Raw genomic sequence first — 21945 nt, 5'->3', positions numbered from 1 at the left:
TAGAATCCCGATAATTTGGGAATTTTGCAAAATTACAATATTTATTTTTAGGACCATAAATCTTTGTGTTTTTTATGGAGCTATTCCTGCTGTACGTTACAATCTCCCGAAAAAAACGGGAGGATTTTCACTTCCATCAGGGCTAAAAAAAACCGTCCCACAATTATGAAACGGATTTTATATAGATTTTTTTGGATTTATAATTCAAATAATAAAGTCAAAGAAACTGTATCATGAATTGAATTTATTTTGGCTCCATCCGTAAAGCCTTGGTTAAAAAATCCTTGTTGTGAATTTCTTTTTGCTGTTGAATAGGATAAATCAACTTTGGTTGAACCAAAATTATATCCTAAACCACCTGAATAACCAGTTAAATCACCAACAGTTGTTTTGTTTTTATAAGGACTTTGTTCATAACGGTATCCAGCTCTTAAGCTGAATTGCTGAATTTTGTATTCAGCACCCACTCTTACTTCATTCGTTTTATCTAAAACAGAATTCATATAGCTGTTTACATCACGGAAATAAGAATCATTTTCAGGTTTGAATTTAGTGTTGCTATAATCTTTCATGGCGTAATCAATGCTGATTAATCCTGATTTGCCAAAAACATAAGCAAAACTTCCTGTCAGTTTACTTGGTGTTTGTAGTTTATATGGTGCATAAACATTTGTAATTTGTGGATCAACAACATCATTCGTGTCAGGTAGGTTTGCAGCACTACTCACAGCAACCAATTTTTGAGAAAATTCATCACTTAAGTGATACCAAGTTGATGATTCGTAAGCCAGTCCTAAACGAACTTCATTTGTAACTTTTGCAATAGCGCCTATTTGAAATGAAAATCCAGTTCCGTAAGTGTATAATTCATTATCAAAACGCAATCGTGTAACGGTATAATCTGATGTCAATGGAGCACTATTGTCTTCATAAAAACTAGTAGATTGTCTGTAATCGGTAAAATGAGAGTTTAAATTCAATCCAATATACAGCCTGTCTTTGTATGAAGTTGCTGCATTGAAAGATAATTTTCCGTTATATCCCGTAGTGCTTGTGGTATTTTCTTGATAATAATTTCCACCTGCAGGTACATTTGAAGTGTATTCTGTGTTATTAGAATTTGTAGTAACCGGATTGATTATATATCCTTGGTATCCTAAGAAAGCTTGCTGTTTACCATTGTCTAGGCTTCCATAACTAGAATCTCTTAAGTCACTTAAAGGGACTCCATTTGCATAACTCAAAAAATAGCTGTCAACCGAGTTGGTTGGATTAGTTCCTGCCGAAAATATTGAATTATTATAATTGTTTACATTATCATAATTCACTGCTACAGAAAACTTTTTCCAATTACTGTTTGAATTCTGATTTTTAAAAACAAAAACACCTCCAGCTTGGCTTAAATCAACAGAATTATTTTTATCGGTTGTTGTTGATCCAAAATAATTAGAATTATTTTTTACGTTATAATTGCTCAATGTCGCGCCAATCTGATTGTTAGAAAAAATTGCAGAACCGGCTGGATTTACATTTAAAGATGATAAATCTCCGCCAAGTGCTCCAAAGGCGCCTCCCATAGCTCTAAAACGGGCGGTACCAGTCAAGTTGTCTTGTGAGTATCGCATTGCATCTGTTATTTCTTGTGATTGCGCAGCACTAAAAGTGAAGCCAGTCAATAGTAAGAATAAATATTTTTTCATTTTATTTCAGGTAAGGTTTGTTTTTTTATTCAATTATCAAATAAGAAGATTATCTTCTTCCGCCACCTCCGGATGATCTTCCACCGCCACCATAACTTCCACCGCTTGAGCTTGGGCTGTAAGATCTTGATGTCGAAGAATTACTTTCGCTTCTTGATGAATTAGGAGAGTAAGATCTGGTAGGAGTGTAGCTTTCACTGCGAGCGCTATTTGTATTAGAGCTTGCTCTTCTTGTTGGATTGTTAGAAGAGTTGTTTTGGTTTTGAAACTGATTTCTTGTAAAAGTTGGACTTGTTCTTGTTATGTTGTTCGAAGAGTTTCTATTGTAGTCGCTGTAACTGTTTCTTCGGTTTGTTTGATTTTGAGAATAATCACCTGAAGTTCTATTGCTATAACTTCTATTGCTGTTTATTGTGTTAGAATAAGAAGAACCTCTTCTGCCAGGGTTGTAAGAATAATTATTGTTGTTATAATATCCGTGTGAATATCCAACACCATAATATGGATATCCGTAATTTGAGTATCCAAATCCAAACCCATAATAAGGAAATCCCCAGCCTAAACTAGAATAACCATAACTATAATAAGGATAACCATAACCATAACCATAATTTGGATAGCCATAACCGTAATTTGAATATCCATATCCATAAGGTGAACCGTACCCATATCCTAAAGAAAGTCCCCAGTAATTAGGAGATACATTTATAATTGTTTGGTTAGAATTACTTCCCCAGCCACCATAACTTTGATTGTTATTTGGAATACTGTCGTTATATGTGTTGTAATTATCGATATCGGTAAAAACATCAGTCGTTTGGTCGTTGTCCTGTAAAGAGCCAAAATAATTCTTGTAATAATTATTTTGTGGATTTTGATTCTCTCTTTCGATCACTCTGTTACTATTGTTTCCATAAATTCCATCTCCGTCATAATAAGAACTGTTTTGATAGGAGCCACAAGAGTTTAATAATAGACTCAGAAATCCAACAATATAATAAATTGATGGATTTTGAATGGAAAAAGTACTAGTTTTCATATCTATGGGGTTTTTTATTGTTGGACAATACAAAAATAGTTAGTTTTGCGGAACTATTTAGTTAAAATTATTAAAACAAAATTTGTGCCAAACTATTCAATATGAGTAAGAACTTAACTACAAGATCGGAAGATTATTCAAAATGGTATAACGAGTTGGTTGTAAAAGCCGATTTAGCCGAAAATTCAGGGGTTAGAGGCTGTATGGTTATTAAACCTTACGGTTATGCAATATGGGAAAAAATGCAAGCTGAGTTGGATCGTATGTTTAAAGAAACAGGTCATCAAAATGCTTATTTTCCTTTATTTGTTCCAAAAAGCATGTTTGAAGCAGAAGAAAAAAATGCGGAAGGATTTGCAAAAGAATGTGCTATTGTTACTCATTATAGATTGAAAAACGATCCAGATAAGCCGGGTAAACTCATGGTGGATCCCAATGCAAAATTGGAAGAAGAGCTAATTGTTCGTCCAACAAGTGAAGCTATTATTTGGTCTACTTATAAAGGATGGGTTCAATCTTACAGGGATTTGCCGTTGTTGATTAATCAATGGGCGAATGTCGTACGATGGGAAATGAGAACGAGATTATTTTTACGTACTGCTGAATTTTTATGGCAAGAAGGGCATACGGCTCACGCTACAAAAGCAGAAGCTGTCGAAGAATCGGAAAAAATGATGCATGTATATGCTGATTTTGCAGAGAATTTTATGGCAATTCCAGTGGTAAAAGGCGTAAAAACGGAAACTGAAAGATTTGCAGGAGCAGAAGAAACGTATTGTATAGAGGCTTTGATGCAAGATGGGAAAGCATTGCAAGCAGGAACATCTCACTTTTTAGGGCAGAATTTTGCTAAAGCATTTGATGTTAAATTCGCTAATGCAGAAGGGAAACAAGAGTATGTTTGGGGAACATCATGGGGGGTTTCTACTCGATTGATGGGAGCCTTAGTGATGACACATTCTGATGATCAAGGATTGGTATTGCCTCCTAATTTGGCACCAATTCAAGTGGTTATTGTTCCTATTTATAAATCAGACGAGCAACTAGAAGCTATAACTGCTGAAGTAGATGTTTTGGTAAAGGCATTTAAGAAATTGAATATATCTGTAAAATATGACAATAGAACAACTCAAAAACCAGGCTTTAAATTTGCTGAATGGGAATTAAAAGGAGTTCCTGTTAGAATTGCTGTAGGGCCTAAGGATTTAGAAAATGGAACATTTGAGGTAGCAAGAAGAGATACGTTGTCGAAAGAAACTGTTTCTAAAGACGGTATTGTAACTCATATCAATGATTTGTTAGCTCAAATTCAAATTGATTTATTTAATAAGGCATTAAATTATCGCAACACACATATTACTGAAGTAAATAGTTTTGATGAATTTAAACAAGTTTTAGATGTTAAAGGGGGCTTTGTATCAGCGCATTGGGATGGCACTGCAGCTACCGAAGAGAAGATAAAAGATTTAACAAAAGCTACGATCAGATGCATTCCGTTAGACAGAGTAGAAGAGGCGGGAAGCTGTGTTTTTACTGGTAGTGCGTCCAAAGGAAGAGTGTTGTTTGCGAAGGCATATTAAAAAAAAAAATATTTTTTTGCATCTGCTATTGTACGTTTCAAAAATAGTTGTATTTTTGCATCCGCATTAGAGAAGCAGGCCCGTTCGTCTATCGGTTAGGACGCATGGTTTTCATCCATGTAAGAGCGGTTCGATTCCGCTACGGGCTACTATTTTTTGCAGATTAAAGTTATCCTAAACTTAGAGGGAAAAAATGGCCCGTTCGTCTATCGGTTAGGACGCATGGTTTTCATCCATGTAAGAGCGGTTCGATTCCGCTACGGGCTACAATTTCAATTTATATTGATAAAAACTTAGGAGGATAAGGTCCGTTCGTCTAGGGGTTAGGACGCCAAGATTTCGTCTTGGTAACAGGGGTTCGATTCCCTTACGGACTACAATTAGTTGTAAATAAGTTTTGTAAAACAGAGGTTGGTGTCTCCAATCGTTGTTTTATTAGTTAAAACCAAAGTGATTGATTAACAATTGTGGGAGGTTTTTCTTTTTTAACTAATAGTTTATAACAATTATTACAATTAAAAAAAAATAAAGTAAAATGGCAAATCATAAATCAGCTCTAAAAAGAATTAGAAGTAACGAAAAGAGAAGAGTATTAAATAGATACCAACATAAAACTACTCGTAATGCAATTAAAGCATTAAGAATAGCTACTGATAAAACAGATGCTACTTCTAAATTATCAAGTGTAATTTCTATGATTGATAAATTAGCTAAGAAAAATATCATCCATGATAATAAAGCTTCTAATTTAAAGTCTAAATTAACGAAACATGTGGCTAAATTGTAATTAATACAATTTTTGAATAAATATAAAAAAAGCTCTCAATTTTAGACTGCACCCAAAAGTTTAGACAAATTTATAATTAATTTTGATAATAATGAGCTCGATATTGTATCGGGCTCATTTTGTTTAAATTCGACTTGATTCTATCTTTATTGTAATATTTTATATATTCATTTATTTCCTTTTTTAATTGGTCTAATGATGTGTATTTTTTAAGATAAAACAGTTCAGATTTTAATATTCCAAAGAAGTTTTCAATTATAGCATTGTCTAAACAATTTCCTTTTCTTGACATACTTTGTACAATTCCTTTTTCTTTCAGCAAATACTGATATTGTTTCATTTGATATTGCCAGCCTTGATCTGAATGCAGTGTTAGATTAGTGTTATTAGGTATTTTTTTAAATGCTTTTTTGAGCATTATAACTACTTGATTAAACACTGGGCGTTCTGTTAGTTCGTAACTGATTATTTCTTGATTAAATAAATCAATAATAGGCGATAGATACAATTTTTGACCCGAGACATTAAACTCGGTTATATCGGTTGCCCATTTTTGATTTGGTGCAACTGCTTTGAAATTTCTTTTTAGAACATTTGGTGCAATTTTACCTTGTTCGCCTTTATATGATTTATATTTCTTTAATCTAATAAGACTTTTTAATCCCAGTAATTTCATTAATCTAAAAACTGTTTTATGATTGATAATCATTGCTCTATTTTGGAGTTCATCGGTTATTCTTCTGTAACCATAGCGCCCTTTATGGCTTTGATAAATGGCTTTAATTAACTCTTTGATTTCTTTGTATTTATCAGGTAATTTATTCTGCTTTTGATGATAATAAAAACTACTACGTGCCATTTTTGTTAAATCTAGAAGTAATTCTAAATCAAATTTATGCCTTAACTCCATTATGGCTTGGGATTTCTCCTGGCTTGAATTAAGGCTTGTAACTTTTTTAGCAATTCATTCTCACAACGAAGTCTTTCGTTCTCTTTTAAGAGTTCTTCCTCTCTTGTTAAAGGTTTGTCTGATTTACGTTTTTTACGCTTATAATCACTCATAGATATTGGTCTGCCTTTAAGTTTTGGTTTTAATCCTTCAATACCAAAATTAGCAAAATCTTTCTTCCATTTTACAATAGTAGATTCTGATGGAATATTAAACAACAAACATGCTTTACTTAAAGATAGATGTTCTTCTGATAACGATTTTAAAACTTTCATTTTAAAATCAATGGAATAGATCCTGTTTTTAGATGGCAATAATCCTTTGCCTCCATAGTTATTGTACAATCTAACCCATTTTTGTAGTTGCGATTTCGAAAATCCCTTTTGCTTTGAAACGGAACAACAAGACTGATGTTCGTTTAAAACCTCCTGTACACATTCAAGTTTAAATGTGTAACCATACTTAACTTTTCTTTCCATAAAAAATGCCCCAAATAGTGTCTAACTTTTTGGGGCATGTCCATTTATTGAGAGCTTTTTTTATGTGTATGTCGTATTAATCTTAAAAGTCTGGGATTAGACAAAAAAATTGCGTAATCTAAATAAGAAGAAATCTATCTTTATTAAATTTTTTTGTTTCTAAGGTGGTAATTAATGTAGCTTTAAAGTTTAATTTGTGTCATTTTTTTTAGGATAAGACGGTGTTTTACACTTTGTTTTTTAAGTACTCAAGCATTGATGTGGTTATCGGTTTTGATAAAAAATCAATAACCATAGGATATGTTTTTGCTTTTTCTAAGTCTTTAGGGTCTATTGTGGAAGAAAGAACGACAACTTTTATAGCGTTGAACTCTGAGTAATCGACGGTATTGAAAATGTCTAAAAATTCCCATCCTCCCATAACGGGCATATTTAGATCTAAAAATATTAATTCAGGATGTTTTTTTAATCTGCTTTCGGTCTTGGTGTATTTTATTTTATTAAAGAAGAGAAGGGCTTCTTCTCCATTTTGAGCGGTGATTATTTCATTAGAAAAGGTTGCTTTTATAATTACTTTTTTGCACAACATAAGTGTTATAGGGTCGTCATCAACGCATAGAATTAGGTCCAACATTATTGTTTGTTTTTGAATGTTAATGTGAATATAGTTCCTTTGTTTACTTCGCTTTCAATACTAATAGTTCCTCCCATAGTTTCAACCTGAGATTTAACCAGATATAGTCCTAGTCCTTTGCTGTCAGGATAATTATGGAATCGTTGGTATAGGCCAAAAACTTTATCTCGATTTCTTTCTAAATCAATTCCTATTCCATTGTCTTCGAATGTGAGGTAGACGGTGTCGTCAACTTCGTTAGCATTAATTGTGATTTTTAATTTTCTATTTTCGGATTTATATTTTATAGCGTTTGTTAGTAGATTTAACATGATGCTTTCTATATATGCTTTGTTTGTATTTAATACAGAAACTTTTTCGAAGTTAAGTTTAATTATAGGTTTGTACAATTCAATTTGAAAATTTAATTGGTTAAAGACATTTTCGAAAATTTCTTTTAGCAATACGTCTTCTTTTTGAATAGAAGGGTTGTCTTTGATGATGATTACTTTTACTAAGTCGTTAATAGTGTCGTTTAATAAATGTGTTGATTTATTAAAACCGCTTAGAATCTCTTTTAGTTCTTGGTTTTCAATGGGTATATCTTCAATTAAGTTTAGTAGCCCGGTTAAGTTAGATAAAGGAGCTCTAAGATTATGAGAAGTGATATATGAAAATTGTTTTAAATCTTTGTTGTTTTGTGTTAATTCTCGAATAAGTTGCTCTTTTTCTTTTTCTTGTTTTTTTTCTGTTGAGACATCTCTTTGTATCGAAATCCAATGTGATAGTTGGTTTTCGGAATTGTAAATAGGAATCATTGAAAAGCGAACCCAATATTCTTCTTTGTTTTTTTTATAACTTATAGTTTCAATTAAGCATTCCTCTTTATTTTTTAAAGCGGCATAGAGCTTTTTATATTCTTGTTTGTCTGAATTTGGGCCTTTAAAGATACTTGGAGTTTTTCCAATAATCTCATCAGATTTGTATCCAGACATTATAGAGAAAGCTGGGTTAACATAAATTATTTTAGGGATTGCATTCTCTTTAGAATTAGATTCGGTAATAATTATCGAATCTTTGGATTGGGTAAATACAGTTTCTAATAATTTAAGTCTTTGTTCTTCTTCTTTTTGTTTTGTAATGTCTTGTATCGCTCCAATCATTCTTATGGCTTTTCCTTCTTCGTCTTTAAGAAGAAAACCTCTGTCAAGTACATATTTATATGAGTTGTCAGCACATTTAAATCGGTATTGATCTTGCCATTTTTCAGTTTTTTGCTCAATAAAGGAGTATAGTTTGATAGACATTTTAATACTGTCTTCGGGATGAATTTTATCAAACCACCATGTTGAGTTGTCTCCTACTTGATGTTCTTTGTAGCCAAAAACACTTTCAATGCCTTTATTCCAAGATAAATTATCTTCTTGTATTTTCCAATCCCAAATAGTGTCACTTGTAGCTTTTGCTACAATGTCATATTTTTCATTCGATTCTTTAATTTCGTCATTTGTATTCTTTAATTTTTCAAAAATAGCAATATTTCTATTGTCATTTTTTGATAAAATATATTTATAAATTATACCAGTAAAAGAAATGAATACTATTTCTTTTATGAAATTATAATACTGATAGTTAGTAGAGTAAGCGTATTTTTGTAATAATTTATGGCAAATTATTGCCATAAATATGGAAATAAGTATATAAGTTAAGGTTATTTGATTGGTTTTGTTTTTCATTACTCAAATATAATTAAATAATGCTAAATTACTAAGTTCATTCAAAACTTATTTATACGAATGTAAATTGTTGTTTTTTTAACTCTAAAAGGTTAGCAATATGTAAACTATTGCATAAATATTTTTTATATCAAAATAAAGTGTACCTTTGCAGCCATTAAAAATCACAGATGGAATCTATTAGAAACATTGCAATTATTGCCCACGTCGATCACGGTAAAACAACTTTGGTTGATAAAATTATGTATCACTGTCAGTTATTTCGTGACAACGAAAACACAGGTGACTTAATCCTTGATAACAACGACTTAGAGCGTGAAAGAGGTATTACTATTACTTCAAAAAATGTTTCTGTAGTTTACAAAGGAACAAAAATCAACATTATTGATACTCCTGGTCACGCCGATTTTGGTGGTGAAGTAGAGCGTGTATTGAATATGGCGGATGGAGTTTGTCTACTAGTAGATGCATTCGAAGGTCCTATGCCACAAACGCGTTTTGTATTACAAAAAGCGATTGACTTAGGTCTAAAACCTTGCGTTGTAATCAATAAAGTTGATAAAGAAAACTGTACTCCTGAAGAAGTGCATGAAAAAGTTTTTGACTTAATGTTTGAATTAGGTGCTGAAGAGTGGCAATTGGATTTTCCAACTGTTTACGGTTCTGCTAAAAATAACTGGATGTCTGACCATTGGGAAAACGTAACTGATAATGTTGAAGCATTGTTGGATATGGTTATAGAAAATGTACCAGCTCCTAAGGTTTCTGAAGGAACACCACAAATGTTGATTACATCATTAGATTTCTCAGCATTTACAGGTCGTATCGCTATTGGTCGTCTTGAAAGAGGTATTTTAAACGAAGGTATGCCAATCTCATTAGTAAAGAGAGACGGTACTGTAATGAAATCTAGAATTAAAGAACTTCATACTTTTGAAGGTCTTGGTCGTAAAAAAGTACAACAAGTAATTGCGGGAGATATTTGTGCAATTATTGGTGTTGAAGGATTTGAAATTGGAGATACTATCGCTGATTTTGAAAACCCAGAAGCGTTGAAAACAATTGATATTGACGAGCCTACTATGAGTATGTTGTTTACAATTAATGACTCTCCTTTCTTTGGTAAAGAGGGTAAATTTGTAACTTCTCGTCATATTAGAGATCGTTTGACAAAAGAATTAGAGAAAAATTTAGCAATGAAATTGGGTGAAACTGATTCAGCGGATAAATTTATGGTTTTTGGTCGTGGTGTACTTCACTTATCTGTTCTTATTGAAACAATGAGAAGAGAAGGGTATGAATTACAAATCGGTCAGCCACAAGTAATCATCAAAGAAATTGATGGTAAAAAATGTGAACCAATTGAAGAGTTAACAATTGACTTACCCGAAAATCTTTCTGGAAGAGCTGTGGAATTTGTTACTTTACGTAAAGGTGAAATGCTTTCTATGGAAACTAAAGGTGAACGTATGATTGTCAAATTTAATATTCCATCTCGTGGAATTATTGGATTGCGTAACCAATTGTTGACTGCTACTGCTGGTGAGGCTATTATGGCACATCGTTTTATTGGATATGAGCCTTACAAAGGTGAAATTGCTGGACGTAACAAAGGTTCATTAATTTCTATGGAAAAAGGAAAAGCGATTCCCTACTCTATCGATAAATTGCAAGATCGTGGTAAATTTTTCGTTGAGCCAAATGCTGAAATCTATGAAGGTCAGGTTATTGGAGAGAATTCTCGTGGAGATGATATGTGTGTAAACGTAACTAAAGAGAAAAAACAATCTAACGTTCGTTCTTCTGGGAATGATGAAAAAGCTAGAATTATCCCACCGATTATTTTCTCATTAGAAGAAGCGTTAGAGTATATTCAAAAAGATGAATATGTTGAGGTAACTCCTAAATCTATTCGTTTGAGAAAAATTTATTTGACAGAAACTGATAGAAAAAGATTTAAAATCTAATTCTATATTTTATAGTAAAAAGCCATTCGAAAGAATGGCTTTTTTTTATTTTGTACAATGACTTTTTTGTATTCGAAAAAAAAATGTACTAATAAGTTATTCGTTACACTTAAAGATTACAAATGTTTAGATTGTATGGATTAATATTTTATCTTTTTAAGCTAAAATGTCCTTTGGCTTCTCTGCCATCTTCAAGTTTTATTGTGAACCAATAATCGTCAGCAGGTAATGGTTCTTTGTGAAAAGTACCATCCCAACCGGGGCTTGAAGGTGATAGTTGACGTAGTAATTTTCCGTATCGGTCAAATATATATATAGTCGCATTTTTATATATAGGAAAGTTTATTCCTTTTAGGTTCCAATAATCATTGTATCCATCGTCATTTGGAGTAAAAAATTTAGGAGCATCTAATACAGCAAAACTTTTTATTTTTTGGCCGCATCCATTAATGTTTTCTATTATCAATTCATGAAAACCACCCGGTAGGTTTTCAAAAATTGCTGAATTTTGAAAAGGTGTTTCAGAGCCGTCCTGAAAATGAATCATATATCTGTAATCATTTGGGTTAACTACCTCAATTATAACTTGGTTTTCTGGTTGTAAATCTTGAATGATTATATTGTTTATTTTTGCTAAATAAGACAATGTTACAATACATTTTCGGGTTGTAGAACAACCTGATTTATTTGTTACCATAACGTTATATTCTCCAGGATTGTTTACTAATATGGTAGGAGTCGTTTCGCCAGTTGACCATGTATAAGTGAAATCGTCTGTTGTTGCGGGTGCCAATATTCCAGCATCTAATACTATCGAAGGGTTTGTAATTCCTTCACAAAGAATTCTGTTTTCTAAAATATTAATTTTTGGAGTTGGTTCTACTATAATTTCAAAATGCCCATTTCCATAACAACCTTCATCGTTCTCAGCTCGAAGAAATATTGTTCTTGAAACTGATGTGTAATGTTCTTCTAGTTCATTGGTTCCTAATGATGCTTCATCTTCATTGGTATAAAAATATAAACGGACACCTGAAGGTAAATTCAATTCAGTTTTTATTAAGTTTTTTTTCTCTTTCAAATTGAATAAACCTTTTCCTTGACCAAGATCACATTCGTGCATGTCTTCAGGTAGTAATAAAATGCTTTTATTGGCATGTAAAATAACCGATCCAATACTATAACAGTTAGAGTTGGGTTGAGTAATTTTTGCAATTAAAATCTCGTCAGGAATACTGTTACGGTAATTTACTGGAATAGATAGGATGTTATTATAATCATTATTTGCATCGCTTACGCTATGATAGTAATATACTTCAAAATCTTTTTGTCCTAAACTAATTGGTTCATTGGCTAAAGCCAAATTGAATGTTGCTAATCCATCTGTGGGTAAATTATCTTGTGTATCACATTGAACCAATTTAAAAGGTGTCGAAAGTATTTTGGGAACTTCATAGATGGTAATTATTTTATCTAATGGTTCTCTTTGTTCTCCATTTACAGTTTTTATTAAAGTTACTTTATAATCACCTGCTTTTATATAAGTATGATATGAATCTCTATTTGTAGAGGTGGTTCCATCTCCGAAATCCCAAAGAACAGCGTCTACCTTTTCAACAGAATTGATGTAAAAGTGTGTTGATTGACCAAAACAATTAAATTCATAGCTAAACGCATATAAAAATAATGAAGTGATGAATGGAGGTAAACCTAATTTAGCCTTACCTGTACCTAAATCTATTCCATTCTGTATGTAATTACACTTAGATCCATCTAATTCTGGATTATTTATTACCGACAATTTGTTGCTAACATCAACTCCAAAAGGATATCCAGCGCGATATATTTTTTCATCTAATGCTAATTGTAAAGCACCAGCAACATTTGTAGATGTGTTGATTGTGGTTTGTGTTCCAATAATATTGGGGCTTTTCAGGTCAAATTGAACTAGTGAACTTCCTAAAGAAACACCTCCACTATCAAATCGATTTACTGTCACATATAATTTTTTAGATTTTGCCGAAAATTCTATTCCATAAGGATTGGTTCCGCTAAGAATTGAAAACCCATTACTTATTTTTCCTGTGACGGCATCAAAATCAAACAACCATACATTACCAGTATTTCTTCTAATTTCTCCTTTTGGCCCTAACTCATTAGTTGATTTCAAGGAGGAATTAGCAATAGCTATTTTTTTTCCATTTGGAGATGTTTTTATATAACCTATTGCATTTGAATGATATCCTCCTAAAGGTACATTTAATGGTGTAGTTGTTTGTATAGGTTTTTTATCAACACCTTGATTACTTATTTTGAAGGAATAAAAAATATTTTTAAAATGGGTAATAACCCAAAAAGAAACACCATCTCCATGTTGAACTGCTGTGATTTTTTCGGAACATTTAAATTTTACATCCTCATCATTATTTACATCATAGGTTATAAGAGGTATGTTTTTTTCCTTAATGGAAACATCTCCTAATCCATTATTTAATCTTAAATCAACTAAAGAGTAGTTTAATCCATTATTGGGAGGATCTTCATCATTTAAAGGATCATCATCTACATTTGCAGGAAGTGGTTGATCTACGGTGAAAATATAATATAAATTGGGATTGTTCGGTTTTGGAACTATAATAGCTGATTGTGTACTTGAATTATGTCCCAGTAAACCATAACCATTTGGCATTACCTGATGGGATTTGTCATATACCACCGATCCATCTGTATAAAAAAGTAAATTTCCGTTTTTGTCAGAAATAGTTGTGCATCCTTCGGCAGTATTTAATTGACCGTTTGTTAGGGTAACAGGGCTTCCAGAATTAAAATCTAAACCAGCTCTAACTCCAAAGTACCAGTTTGCCGCTTCTTTTTGTGCAAAAGCAGATGGAGTAAAAAATAGAACTAACAGGAAAAATAATGCACCGTATTTCATGTAAAACTTAAACTAACAAATATAGTTAATATCTGTATAAAAAATATATTTTTAACATAAATGGCGGGTATTGTTTAATATTTCATGTTTTTGTACTGTAATGTCTTTTAGATTTCCTGTTGTCTTCATGTTTTATAGGGTATCAATAATCATTTTCGGGTATAAGAAAACTATTGAAATGTTCAGTTCTAATCTCGATATTAAGGAATTATTCACTTGAGAAGTTTTCTATTACAATCAAAAATATAAATAGTAGTATATTGGTTTGTAAATGATAAATGGTCAAAGTAGTTTAAGCAGAAAATAGGGGATTATGGTTTATCTTTTCAATGTAAAATGTCCTTTTATTATTTTTCCATCTTCTAAGGTTACGTTAAACCAATAATCGTCTGCGGGTAATTTATATCCATTGAAAGTTCCATTCCAACCAATACTTGTTGAGCTAAGTTCTTTTAATAATTTGCCATAGCGATCAAAAATCGTTATTTTAGATTTCGGCAATTGATTTAGATTTTTCACTTCCCAAATATCATTAAATCCATCTTCATTTGGAGTGAAAAAACGTGGGTAATCTAAAACATAAATTTTGAATGGACTAGATAATCCGCAACCATTTTTATCTCGGGCATAAACTAAATAAGCTCCCGGAGGAACTATATTGAATAACGGATTATCCTGAAAATAGGAGCCATCAAGTGAAAATTCATAATTACCAACTCCTGTATATTGAATCAATACTGAATTTTGATTTCCATCAAAATTATTTATTGTTGTTCCGATAATTGTAGCTATTCCAGAAGCGGCTATTTTAAATTTTTTTGTGGCCTCACATCCATTTGTATCTGTAACTATTACCGAATAGTTTCCCGGTATACTCACTGAAATTGAATTGGTAGTTGCGCCAGTATTCCACAAATAACTTGAAAAATTATTGCTTACAGATATAGTAAGTGCGCTACCTTCACATAAAGGGATATTTTCATCTTCAAAGTTAGGAGGATTGAATGTGTTTACAACAAGAATAATTGGAGTAATCGCATAGCAGTCAGATCCATTAAGCACTCTCGCAAAAAGAGTTTGCTGATAAGGAATAGTATTTTTGAATAAAAAAGGCAGTTCGTTTTTTTCAAGATAAGCATCTGTTGCGTTTGAATAAAAATAAACAAAAATATTATTTCCAATACCAGAAAAATAACCAGAAGTAGCAATACTCATTAGATCAAATTGATGTATTCCATCACTGGATCCATCATCATCACAAACTATTATTGGAGCTAATGGTGTGATAGTTTTGTTCGAAATAGACAATGTCAATTCAGCATAGTTGGGACATCCGTAAGTATCCGAAACTTTTGCAATTACAATTTGATTATTAGATTTGTTCGTATAGTTGTTTGGGTTTGGAATTGGATTTTCATTGTTTTGGGCATCAAAGCTATTTTCGAAAAAAGACATTTGACTTAAATTGCTATTATTGTTTTTTATGATTGCTTCAGCTTTATTTAAATCAAAAATCGCAATTCCATCCTTATTTTCATCACATTGAAATAAAGAGGTGTTTTTTAATATAATTTGAGGTGTAAATTCAATTTTTATTTCACCTGTAGCGAAACAATTGGGACTGCCTAATTCAACTTCAACCTTATAAATGCCCGTGTCAGTAACTTTAAGAGAAGGATTTATTTCTCCTGGGATTGGAGTTGGGGAACCATTTTTATACCATTTATAAGAATATGCTGGAGATAGCTTAGTGTCAATAATAAAATTTTCTCCATAGCAAATCGGATTATTTGGAGTTAGTCGATTTGGACCTAAATCTATTTTAGAAGTGAAACTTCCTGCTTTTATAAAAACAGCTGAGTTAAATGTTGTAGATCCATTATCAGCAATTACCAGTTTTATATGGTAAGTTTTATTAGGAATAACAGTAGTTTCAGCATTCAGTACAACAGTTTGTCCTGCATAGTTTATTGGACTTGAAGAGGTATTAAATGCTCCAAAAAAAGTATCGTTTATAGCCGGACAGCCATTTATTCCAAAAGCAGGAGGAGGAATTACGGCGGGGATTAGGGGATGCAAATTTGTGGATGAAACAGGAATCGTGGTGTTTGGAATCACAGCTAGGTTTTGATATGGGGCTGTGCTTCCTGACTCTTTTATTAAAAAAGCAAAAGCATCTGAATAGCTACAAGGAAAAAAACTTTGGTATTCATTGGAAGCGAATATATAATCAAAACTTATAAAATTGGTTAAAGGTGTAAAATCGAATTCTAAAACAGTTGCGTTTAGAGTAGATTTACCTAAAACTGTATCTAAATCTGAATCTCCTAACCATGCGTTATTGTCAGCTGCAGGAATATTTGGAACAAATGGGCCTACAGAATTTTGACTACTCCAAGTACTTAAAAGCACGCCTTCGGTAAAAGGGAAACTTCCTCCCTGACTGTTAAAATAGGCATAACTTTTTTTACTTGGAGTGAAAGTATCTCCTGTTGCAATCGGACTAGAAATTGAAGCACAGGAACTGTTATTAACTAAAACATTTTCAATGAGTTGCTTTGGACTATAAGTGTCGTTTACTAAAATAGATTGCCCCGTTGCACTAAAAATAGAGCAACGAATGAATATGTAAAATAAGATTATTTTTATACATTTCATAGCTCTGTAAAGATACTACAAATCTCTATTTTTTAATAAGCGATAGGATAAGAATGTAAAAATTCCAGTCCAACATAAAACGATTATTATAGACGAGAAATGAACACCGTAATCTTTACCGTTTTCTATTCCAATTTGGTTTCCAATAGATTTAATGATTGATAATCTGGAGAATGGTTCCACGATTAAATTGGACATGGATTCCAAAGGGAAAAACTGTGTTATATAGGATGCTTTATCGCTATCAGGAAATATTTTAAAAGTTAGAATTCCTTTAACTATTCCTTCAATAATATTCCATACTAATAGGAATCCAAGAGCAAATGCAGAACGTTTTACCAGTATTCCCAAGAATAAACAGAAAGAGAAAAATCCAATTAATTTTATAAAATAGGCTAAAATATATTCTAAATCAGAGAAAACGATACCAATTTCAGTGTAAGATGAAAAGCTAAATCCTAAAATTAATGACATTATAAACACAAAAACTGTTGATACTGCAGCAAATAAAATTATTGTCAAAAATTTTGACATAATAAATTCTTTTTTGCTCATTCCGTCAATCAAATTTTGTTTTAATGTGCCGTAGCTGTATTCGTTTGCCATCATAGAAACGATAACAATAGCCAAAAATAATTTTAAAATAGCTGCAACATAGGTATTGAAATGCCAAATGAAAGGGAAATTAAAAATACCCATTTCGGCAAGATGAAGTTTAAAAATGCCCAAATCAAATTTAATCGAAGCTATTGAGGCAATAAAGGTCAGTAAAATAAAATAAGCCAAAGTCAAAACACGGCTTGCTTTGTTTTTCCATATTTTTTGTAGTTCTATTGAGAGAAGTCGTTTCATTATTCTAGTTTTTGATAGTTGGTTTTGTATTATTTGTTAATTCCAAAAATTGCTCTTCTAAGCTGTTTTTTCGTTTAACTAAATGACTTAATACAATGTTTTTTTCGAAAAGGAATTGATTTAATTCCCTCGCTTCCCAATCATGTTTTAAGTAAACTAAAACTTTTTGACCTTCATTTACAATGTTTTTTACTGCAGGATGAGTGTTTAAAATGAATACTAAATTTTCATTGTCATCAGTTTCCAACTCAAAGAATCCTTCATTGGTAGACATACCCCCAACTAAACCAGAATATAAAATTTCGCCTTTTCTTAAAACGAGTGCATGAGTACAAACTTTTTCAACTTCATCCAATAAATGGGAGGCAAGTAAAATAGTAGTTCCTTTGGCAGCGATTTGTTTGATTATATCTCTTATTTGATGAATTCCTTGTGGGTCTAAACCATTTGTGGGTTCGTCAAGAATTAAAATCTCTGGATCATTCAGTAGGGCAGAAGCTATCGCTAAGCGTTGTTTCATTCCAAGAGAAAAAGTACTGAATTTACTGTCTTGCCGGTCTATTAAACCTACTAATTCCAGTTTTTCATTTACTTTTGAATAATTTATCCCTTTTATTTTGCAAACCAATTCTAAGTTTTCTTTTGCCGTCATATACGGATAGAAATTAGGTCTCTCTATAATGGCTCCCACTTTTTTTAATGCATCGTGAGTTTCCATAGTTCCACCAAACCAGCTGTATGCTCCAGAAGTTTTATTAACAACATTTAAAACAATTCCTAATGTTGTAGATTTCCCGCTACCGTTGGGACCAAGAATTCCGTAAACATTACCTTTATATATGTCGAATGAAACGTCTTTCAAGGCTTGTACACTGCCATAACGTTTTTTGAGATTTTTAATAGAGAGTATGATTTCCAAAGTGCCCGTTTTTAAGTTGTATATAGGACGAGCAAGATAAGGATTTGTTACTGTCAAACAGGATTTAGTTTATTTCACCAATTATTATACATAGCTCATTCAATTTTTGGACCCTAATAGGTTTTAAAATATAGTCTTTTACTACGCTGTATTTTTTTGATATTTCAATATCAATGGGATCAATTGAAGAGGTGATAATAAAAATTGAAATTTCTTTTTTTATTGGTAATTGAATAAATTCATCCAAAAATTGCCAGCCATCCATGACAGGCATATTCAAATCAAGCAAAATGGCATCGGGTAGATTTTCATTTTCAATACAATTTTGTTTTAATTTAGTTATAGCAAATTGAGCGTTATTAAAAGGATGTACTTCCTCGCAAAATTTGTTTTTGGCCATAAGAATAGTCATCAATTTTACTGACATCTTATCGTCATCAATAATATAAGTTAATTTATTTTTCATTTAAAAAGATTTTAAAAACAGAACCTAAACCTACTTCACTTTCTACTTCAATTTTTCCATCCATGGCCTCCAGTTGATTTTTGGTTATAAATAATCCAATTCCTTTGGCATCTTCATTACCATGGAAAGTCTTATACATACCAAAAATTTTATGCCCATTTTTCTTTAAGTCCAATCCTAGTCCATTGTCTTTAAAGGTTATAATGGTATGGTTTTTATTAACTTCATAATCAATTTCTAGAATAGCGTTGCGCTCTGACGATTTATATTTTATTGCATTAGTAAATAAATTAAGTAAAATACTATCTAAATATGCTGGGATTACTTTTACAGTTAAATCTGCAGGAATTGAATGTGTTATTGTTATCTGACTTTCTTTGATAACCAAACTCAATGATTTCTTCGTTTTTTCAATTTCGTCTTTTAAAACAATCGTTTTCTTTTCAATATTTGTTTTTTGTTGAATTGTTATAATTTCATTTAAATATTCAATCGTTTCCGATAATTTATCAGTTCCTTCTTTAAATAAATCAAAATATGAAAGCTTCTCTTCAATATCTTCAGTATTTTCAATTACATCTACAATCATCGCTAAATTACTGCTGTGGGACCTAATATTATGAGATACAATATGAGCAAAGTTATAAAGTTTATTGTTTTGTTGACTGGTGACTTCTAATAGATGGTTAAGTTCAATTTCTTTTTCAATTCGGAGGGTAACATCTCGGCCCACTCCAACAAAATTTATAAAATTATTTTGACTGTCAAAAACAGTAGTGATATTCAATTCAAACCAGTATTTCTCTTTTTTCTTATTGTAATTCAGAATGATAATTTTTATGCTTTCTTTATCCTGAATTGCTTTTCGCATCGCATCAGTAGTTTGTGCATCTGTTTCAGGACCTTTTGATAAATGTCCTGGTTTTTGACCTATAACTTCATTCATATTTAAGCCTGTCAAATCAAGATAGGCTTGATTTGCCCATATAGCCTCACCATTTGGATTTGCAATTACAATAGTATCAGTTGTTTCTGAAGCAGCGAGAGATAATAATTTTAGTTTTTCTTCAATGTTTTTTCTTTCACTGATATCTCTTATGAAGCATACTAAATAAGTGATTTGATTCACCTGAAATTTTTTCCCAGAAGCAATTTCTACTGGTATTGACTGACCAGATTTAGATTCTATATAGGTTTCATTTATTGCATATTCGTCCTTAGTTAAATTATAATATTGAATAAATCGGACTTGTCTTTTATATTCTAAAGGGAATAATTCTAAATTATGTAAACCTATTAATTCAGTGCATTCGTAACCAGTAAGAGTTGCTGTTCTTGGGTTACAATCGGTTATAATTCCGTTTGAAGTGTTAATGATTATAATTGCATCATTAGCACTCGAGAAAATTGAAGAAAATTTTTCAACATTTAATTCAAGTTCATTGATTAAATTTTGCTCTTTTGTAATGTCTTGAAAAGTACCAATTAATTTATAAGGTTTTTCGTTTTTGTAAACTAATTGTCCTATACTTTCTACATATTTTATATTACCTTTAGCTGTAGTAATTTGAAATTTATCATTGAATGGAATTCCTTCATTAATAGCTCTTTCAATTAAGTATTTGATTTTAATTCTATTTTCACCTTCAGTGTAAAAAAAAAATCCCTTTTCTATACTTGGAATAAAATAATTAGGAACTTCGTGGATGTATCTAGTAACAGTATTCCAATAAACTAAATTGGTTTCTAAATTGAGTTCCCAAATCCCAATCTTTGCTGATTGCGCAGTTTTGAAATAAAGTTTAAGATTATTTGTCATAGTAGGTATTCATTAATCTATTGGGAATTAATCAAATGTAAAATAAATATATCTTTACAAGCTTTTTTTAACATAAATGAGGGACTAATTTAGGTTTTTAAATTATCATTTTATTTAAGTGTTTGAATTTAAAACGTTTATGTTTATTGCTAAAATGAAATTCTTGTTTTTTAATAATTAAGATAGCATGCTTTGGGGTATTTTTCGTAATTAGAAGTACTTAGCTAATATTAAAATTAGCTTTTGAAATTCCATGTATGGAATCAAAATCATGATTTGAAAGGTTGTAGAAGTTCCTTTTTTTGTGTGTTTTTGAGTTCTAATTTGTTGTAATTTTGCATAAAACATATTTCTAATGAGCGAGCCAATAATGCTTTTTAAAAAACCGTCTTATCCCATAAACAATTCACTTTTGGATTATTTGGAACGGTTTGACCGAATTTCAAAAGTGCCCATTTTTTATGATGATTTGTTACGTTTTTCAGGTTCTATAAATGTATATGATAAACACGATCAAGATACTTTGTGGATTCGGGTTTATTATAATGAATTTGAACGGAAAGAGATTGATTTGACTTTGATGAAAATCTATTCTCTTTTACATTCGGATGGGAATCTGGGAATTATTAAGTTTCTGAACGTAGATTCAATCGATTATTGCACTTTTGGAAATTCAAAACCTTTTCGAATCAAAGTAAGAAATATTCTCAATGATAATTACACTCATTTTTATGTAAAAAAAGCAGATGCTTCCCGTGTATATGGATTAGAGTTAGAGCATATTCTATCTCCAGATAAAATAAATTTCTTAGTGTACAAAGACACTTTAATCGAAGAACACATCATGGGAATTGCGGGGGATGTGTTCATAAAAACACTTCTTGCTGATTGTACTGAAACAGAAAAATCTCAAATAGCAAAAGAATTTGTGAAGTTCAATGAGCGCTGTATGATTCGATTGTTAGGGGATATGCGTTCGTATAATTATGTAATTATACCCATTCACGATTTTGATCAGGTAGTTTACAGAATTCGTGCAATTGATTTTGACCAACAATGTTTTGAAGGAAATTTTAAAGTGTATCGACCTCAGTTTTTTAAAGAAAATTATCCTATGGTTAAGCTGGTTAAAGATAAATTGCAACATAGTTCGATAGAGCAATATAAAGATGAAGAGCGAGCAGTTTTAGCCAAAAGAATACATTCTGCTGAAAATCGTATCAAAAGATTACTACAAATCATGGGTTCAGATACGATATCGACGGATGAACATTTGAATCAATTAAAATTAGAACTGTATCGATATACCAATGATTTGAATTTTAAAAAAGCTAAATCTATGGGGAATGTAATGAGTGCGGCTTTTGAATTTATTACCAGAAACTTTAAAAACACTAATTTATTCAATACTGGATTTTAGTTTTTTATAAATTTATATTTATCCAT

At 31.4% G+C, this 21945-nt stretch carries 15 protein-coding genes and 3 tRNA genes; 7 read left to right on the top strand and 11 right to left on the bottom strand.

The features are described 5' to 3' along the window. Window positions 1-197: 197 nt before the first annotated feature. Together T410_RS15605 and T410_RS15600 are read right to left on the bottom strand one after the other, a co-directional pair. Complete coding sequence (locus tag T410_RS15605; RefSeq protein WP_035673528.1) at window positions 198-1700, bottom strand: OmpP1/FadL family transporter; 1503 nt, start codon at window positions 1698-1700, stop codon at window positions 198-200. Between the two features lie 49 nt (window positions 1701-1749). Further along, the gene (locus T410_RS15600; protein WP_035673525.1) at window positions 1750-2739 is read right to left on the bottom strand and encodes a hypothetical protein; all 990 of its coding nucleotides are present in this window, start codon (window positions 2737-2739) and stop codon (window positions 1750-1752) included. Between the two features lie 101 nt (window positions 2740-2840). On the opposite strand from T410_RS15600, the gene proS reads away from it, so the two are divergent. The 5 genes from proS to rpsT all read left to right on the top strand — a co-directional run bounded on the left by proS (window position 2841) and on the right by rpsT (window position 5106). Further along, entirely contained in the window at window positions 2841-4319 is a 1479-nt protein-coding gene (gene proS / locus T410_RS15595; protein ID WP_035673522.1) for a proline--tRNA ligase, read from the top strand. 77 nt (window positions 4320-4396) lie between these two features. After that, window positions 4397-4468 (top strand) — tRNA-Glu (locus tag T410_RS15590). 46 nt (window positions 4469-4514) lie between these two features. Beyond that, window positions 4515-4586 (top strand) — tRNA-Glu (locus tag T410_RS15585). A 38-nt stretch (window positions 4587-4624) separates the two neighbouring features. Next, window positions 4625-4696, top strand: a tRNA-Glu gene (locus T410_RS15580). A 158-nt stretch (window positions 4697-4854) separates the two neighbouring features. Further along, entirely contained in the window at window positions 4855-5106 is a 252-nt protein-coding gene (gene rpsT, locus T410_RS15575; RefSeq protein WP_035673520.1) for a 30S ribosomal protein S20, read from the top strand. A 76-nt stretch (window positions 5107-5182) separates the two neighbouring features. Here the strand turns inward: rpsT and T410_RS16830 are convergent. The 3 genes from T410_RS16830 to T410_RS15555 all read right to left on the bottom strand — a co-directional run bounded on the left by T410_RS16830 (window position 5183) and on the right by T410_RS15555 (window position 8883). Next, a protein-coding gene (locus T410_RS16830) for an IS3 family transposase (RefSeq protein WP_369793010.1) occupies window positions 5183-6534 on the bottom strand; the annotation gives its coding sequence in 2 pieces (ribosomal slippage) (window positions 5183-6072 and window positions 6072-6534; 1353 coding nt in all). 226 nt (window positions 6535-6760) lie between these two features. Then, on the bottom strand, window positions 6761-7168 hold the full coding sequence (locus tag T410_RS15560; RefSeq protein ID WP_035673517.1) for a response regulator: 408 nt from the start codon (window positions 7166-7168) through the stop codon (window positions 6761-6763). Beyond that, window positions 7168-8883: a PAS domain-containing protein gene (locus tag T410_RS15555; protein WP_035673514.1), complete on the bottom strand. Its 1716-nt coding sequence runs from the start codon at window positions 8881-8883 to the stop codon at window positions 7168-7170. Before T410_RS15555 ends, T410_RS15560 begins: the two co-directional genes overlap by 1 nt. A gap of 170 nt (window positions 8884-9053) precedes the next feature. Between T410_RS15555 and typA the strand changes: the two genes are divergently transcribed. Beyond that, on the top strand, window positions 9054-10850 hold the full coding sequence (gene typA, locus T410_RS15550) for a translational GTPase TypA (RefSeq protein ID WP_035673511.1): 1797 nt from the start codon (window positions 9054-9056) through the stop codon (window positions 10848-10850). A gap of 148 nt (window positions 10851-10998) precedes the next feature. Here typA and T410_RS15545 read toward each other — a convergent pair whose 3' ends face one another. The 6 genes from T410_RS15545 to T410_RS15520 all read right to left on the bottom strand — a co-directional run bounded on the left by T410_RS15545 (window position 10999) and on the right by T410_RS15520 (window position 20499). Further along, window positions 10999-13785, bottom strand: a complete 2787-nt coding sequence (locus T410_RS15545) for a T9SS type B sorting domain-containing protein (RefSeq protein WP_035673509.1) — start codon at window positions 13783-13785, stop codon at window positions 10999-11001. A gap of 318 nt (window positions 13786-14103) precedes the next feature. Next, window positions 14104-16443, bottom strand: coding sequence for a T9SS type B sorting domain-containing protein (locus tag T410_RS15540; protein WP_035673507.1), 2340 nt, complete (start codon window positions 16441-16443; stop codon window positions 14104-14106). A 15-nt stretch (window positions 16444-16458) separates the two neighbouring features. Beyond that, on the bottom strand, window positions 16459-17295 hold the full coding sequence (locus T410_RS15535) for an ABC transporter permease (RefSeq protein ID WP_035673505.1): 837 nt from the start codon (window positions 17293-17295) through the stop codon (window positions 16459-16461). 4 nt (window positions 17296-17299) lie between these two features. Next, entirely contained in the window at window positions 17300-18214 is a 915-nt protein-coding gene (locus T410_RS15530) for an ABC transporter ATP-binding protein (protein WP_035674731.1), read from the bottom strand. 64 nt (window positions 18215-18278) lie between these two features. Next, window positions 18279-18680: a response regulator gene (locus tag T410_RS15525; protein WP_035673502.1), complete on the bottom strand. Its 402-nt coding sequence runs from the start codon at window positions 18678-18680 to the stop codon at window positions 18279-18281. After that, the gene (locus T410_RS15520; RefSeq protein WP_035673499.1) at window positions 18670-20499 is read right to left on the bottom strand and encodes a PAS domain S-box protein; all 1830 of its coding nucleotides are present in this window, start codon (window positions 20497-20499) and stop codon (window positions 18670-18672) included. The genes T410_RS15525 and T410_RS15520 overlap by 11 nt, the downstream gene beginning before the upstream one ends. 355 nt (window positions 20500-20854) lie before the next feature. On the opposite strand from T410_RS15520, the gene T410_RS15515 reads away from it, so the two are divergent. Further along, window positions 20855-21919: a hypothetical protein gene (locus T410_RS15515; protein ID WP_035673496.1), complete on the top strand. Its 1065-nt coding sequence runs from the start codon at window positions 20855-20857 to the stop codon at window positions 21917-21919. Window positions 21920-21945: the final 26 nt, after the last annotated feature.

Source organism: Flavobacterium sp. 83, assembly GCF_000744835.1.
Lineage (GTDB): Bacteria > Bacteroidota > Bacteroidia > Flavobacteriales > Flavobacteriaceae > Flavobacterium.
Note: the sequence above shows the minus strand (reverse complement) of the source record. Positions and strands in the feature narration are given on the sequence as shown.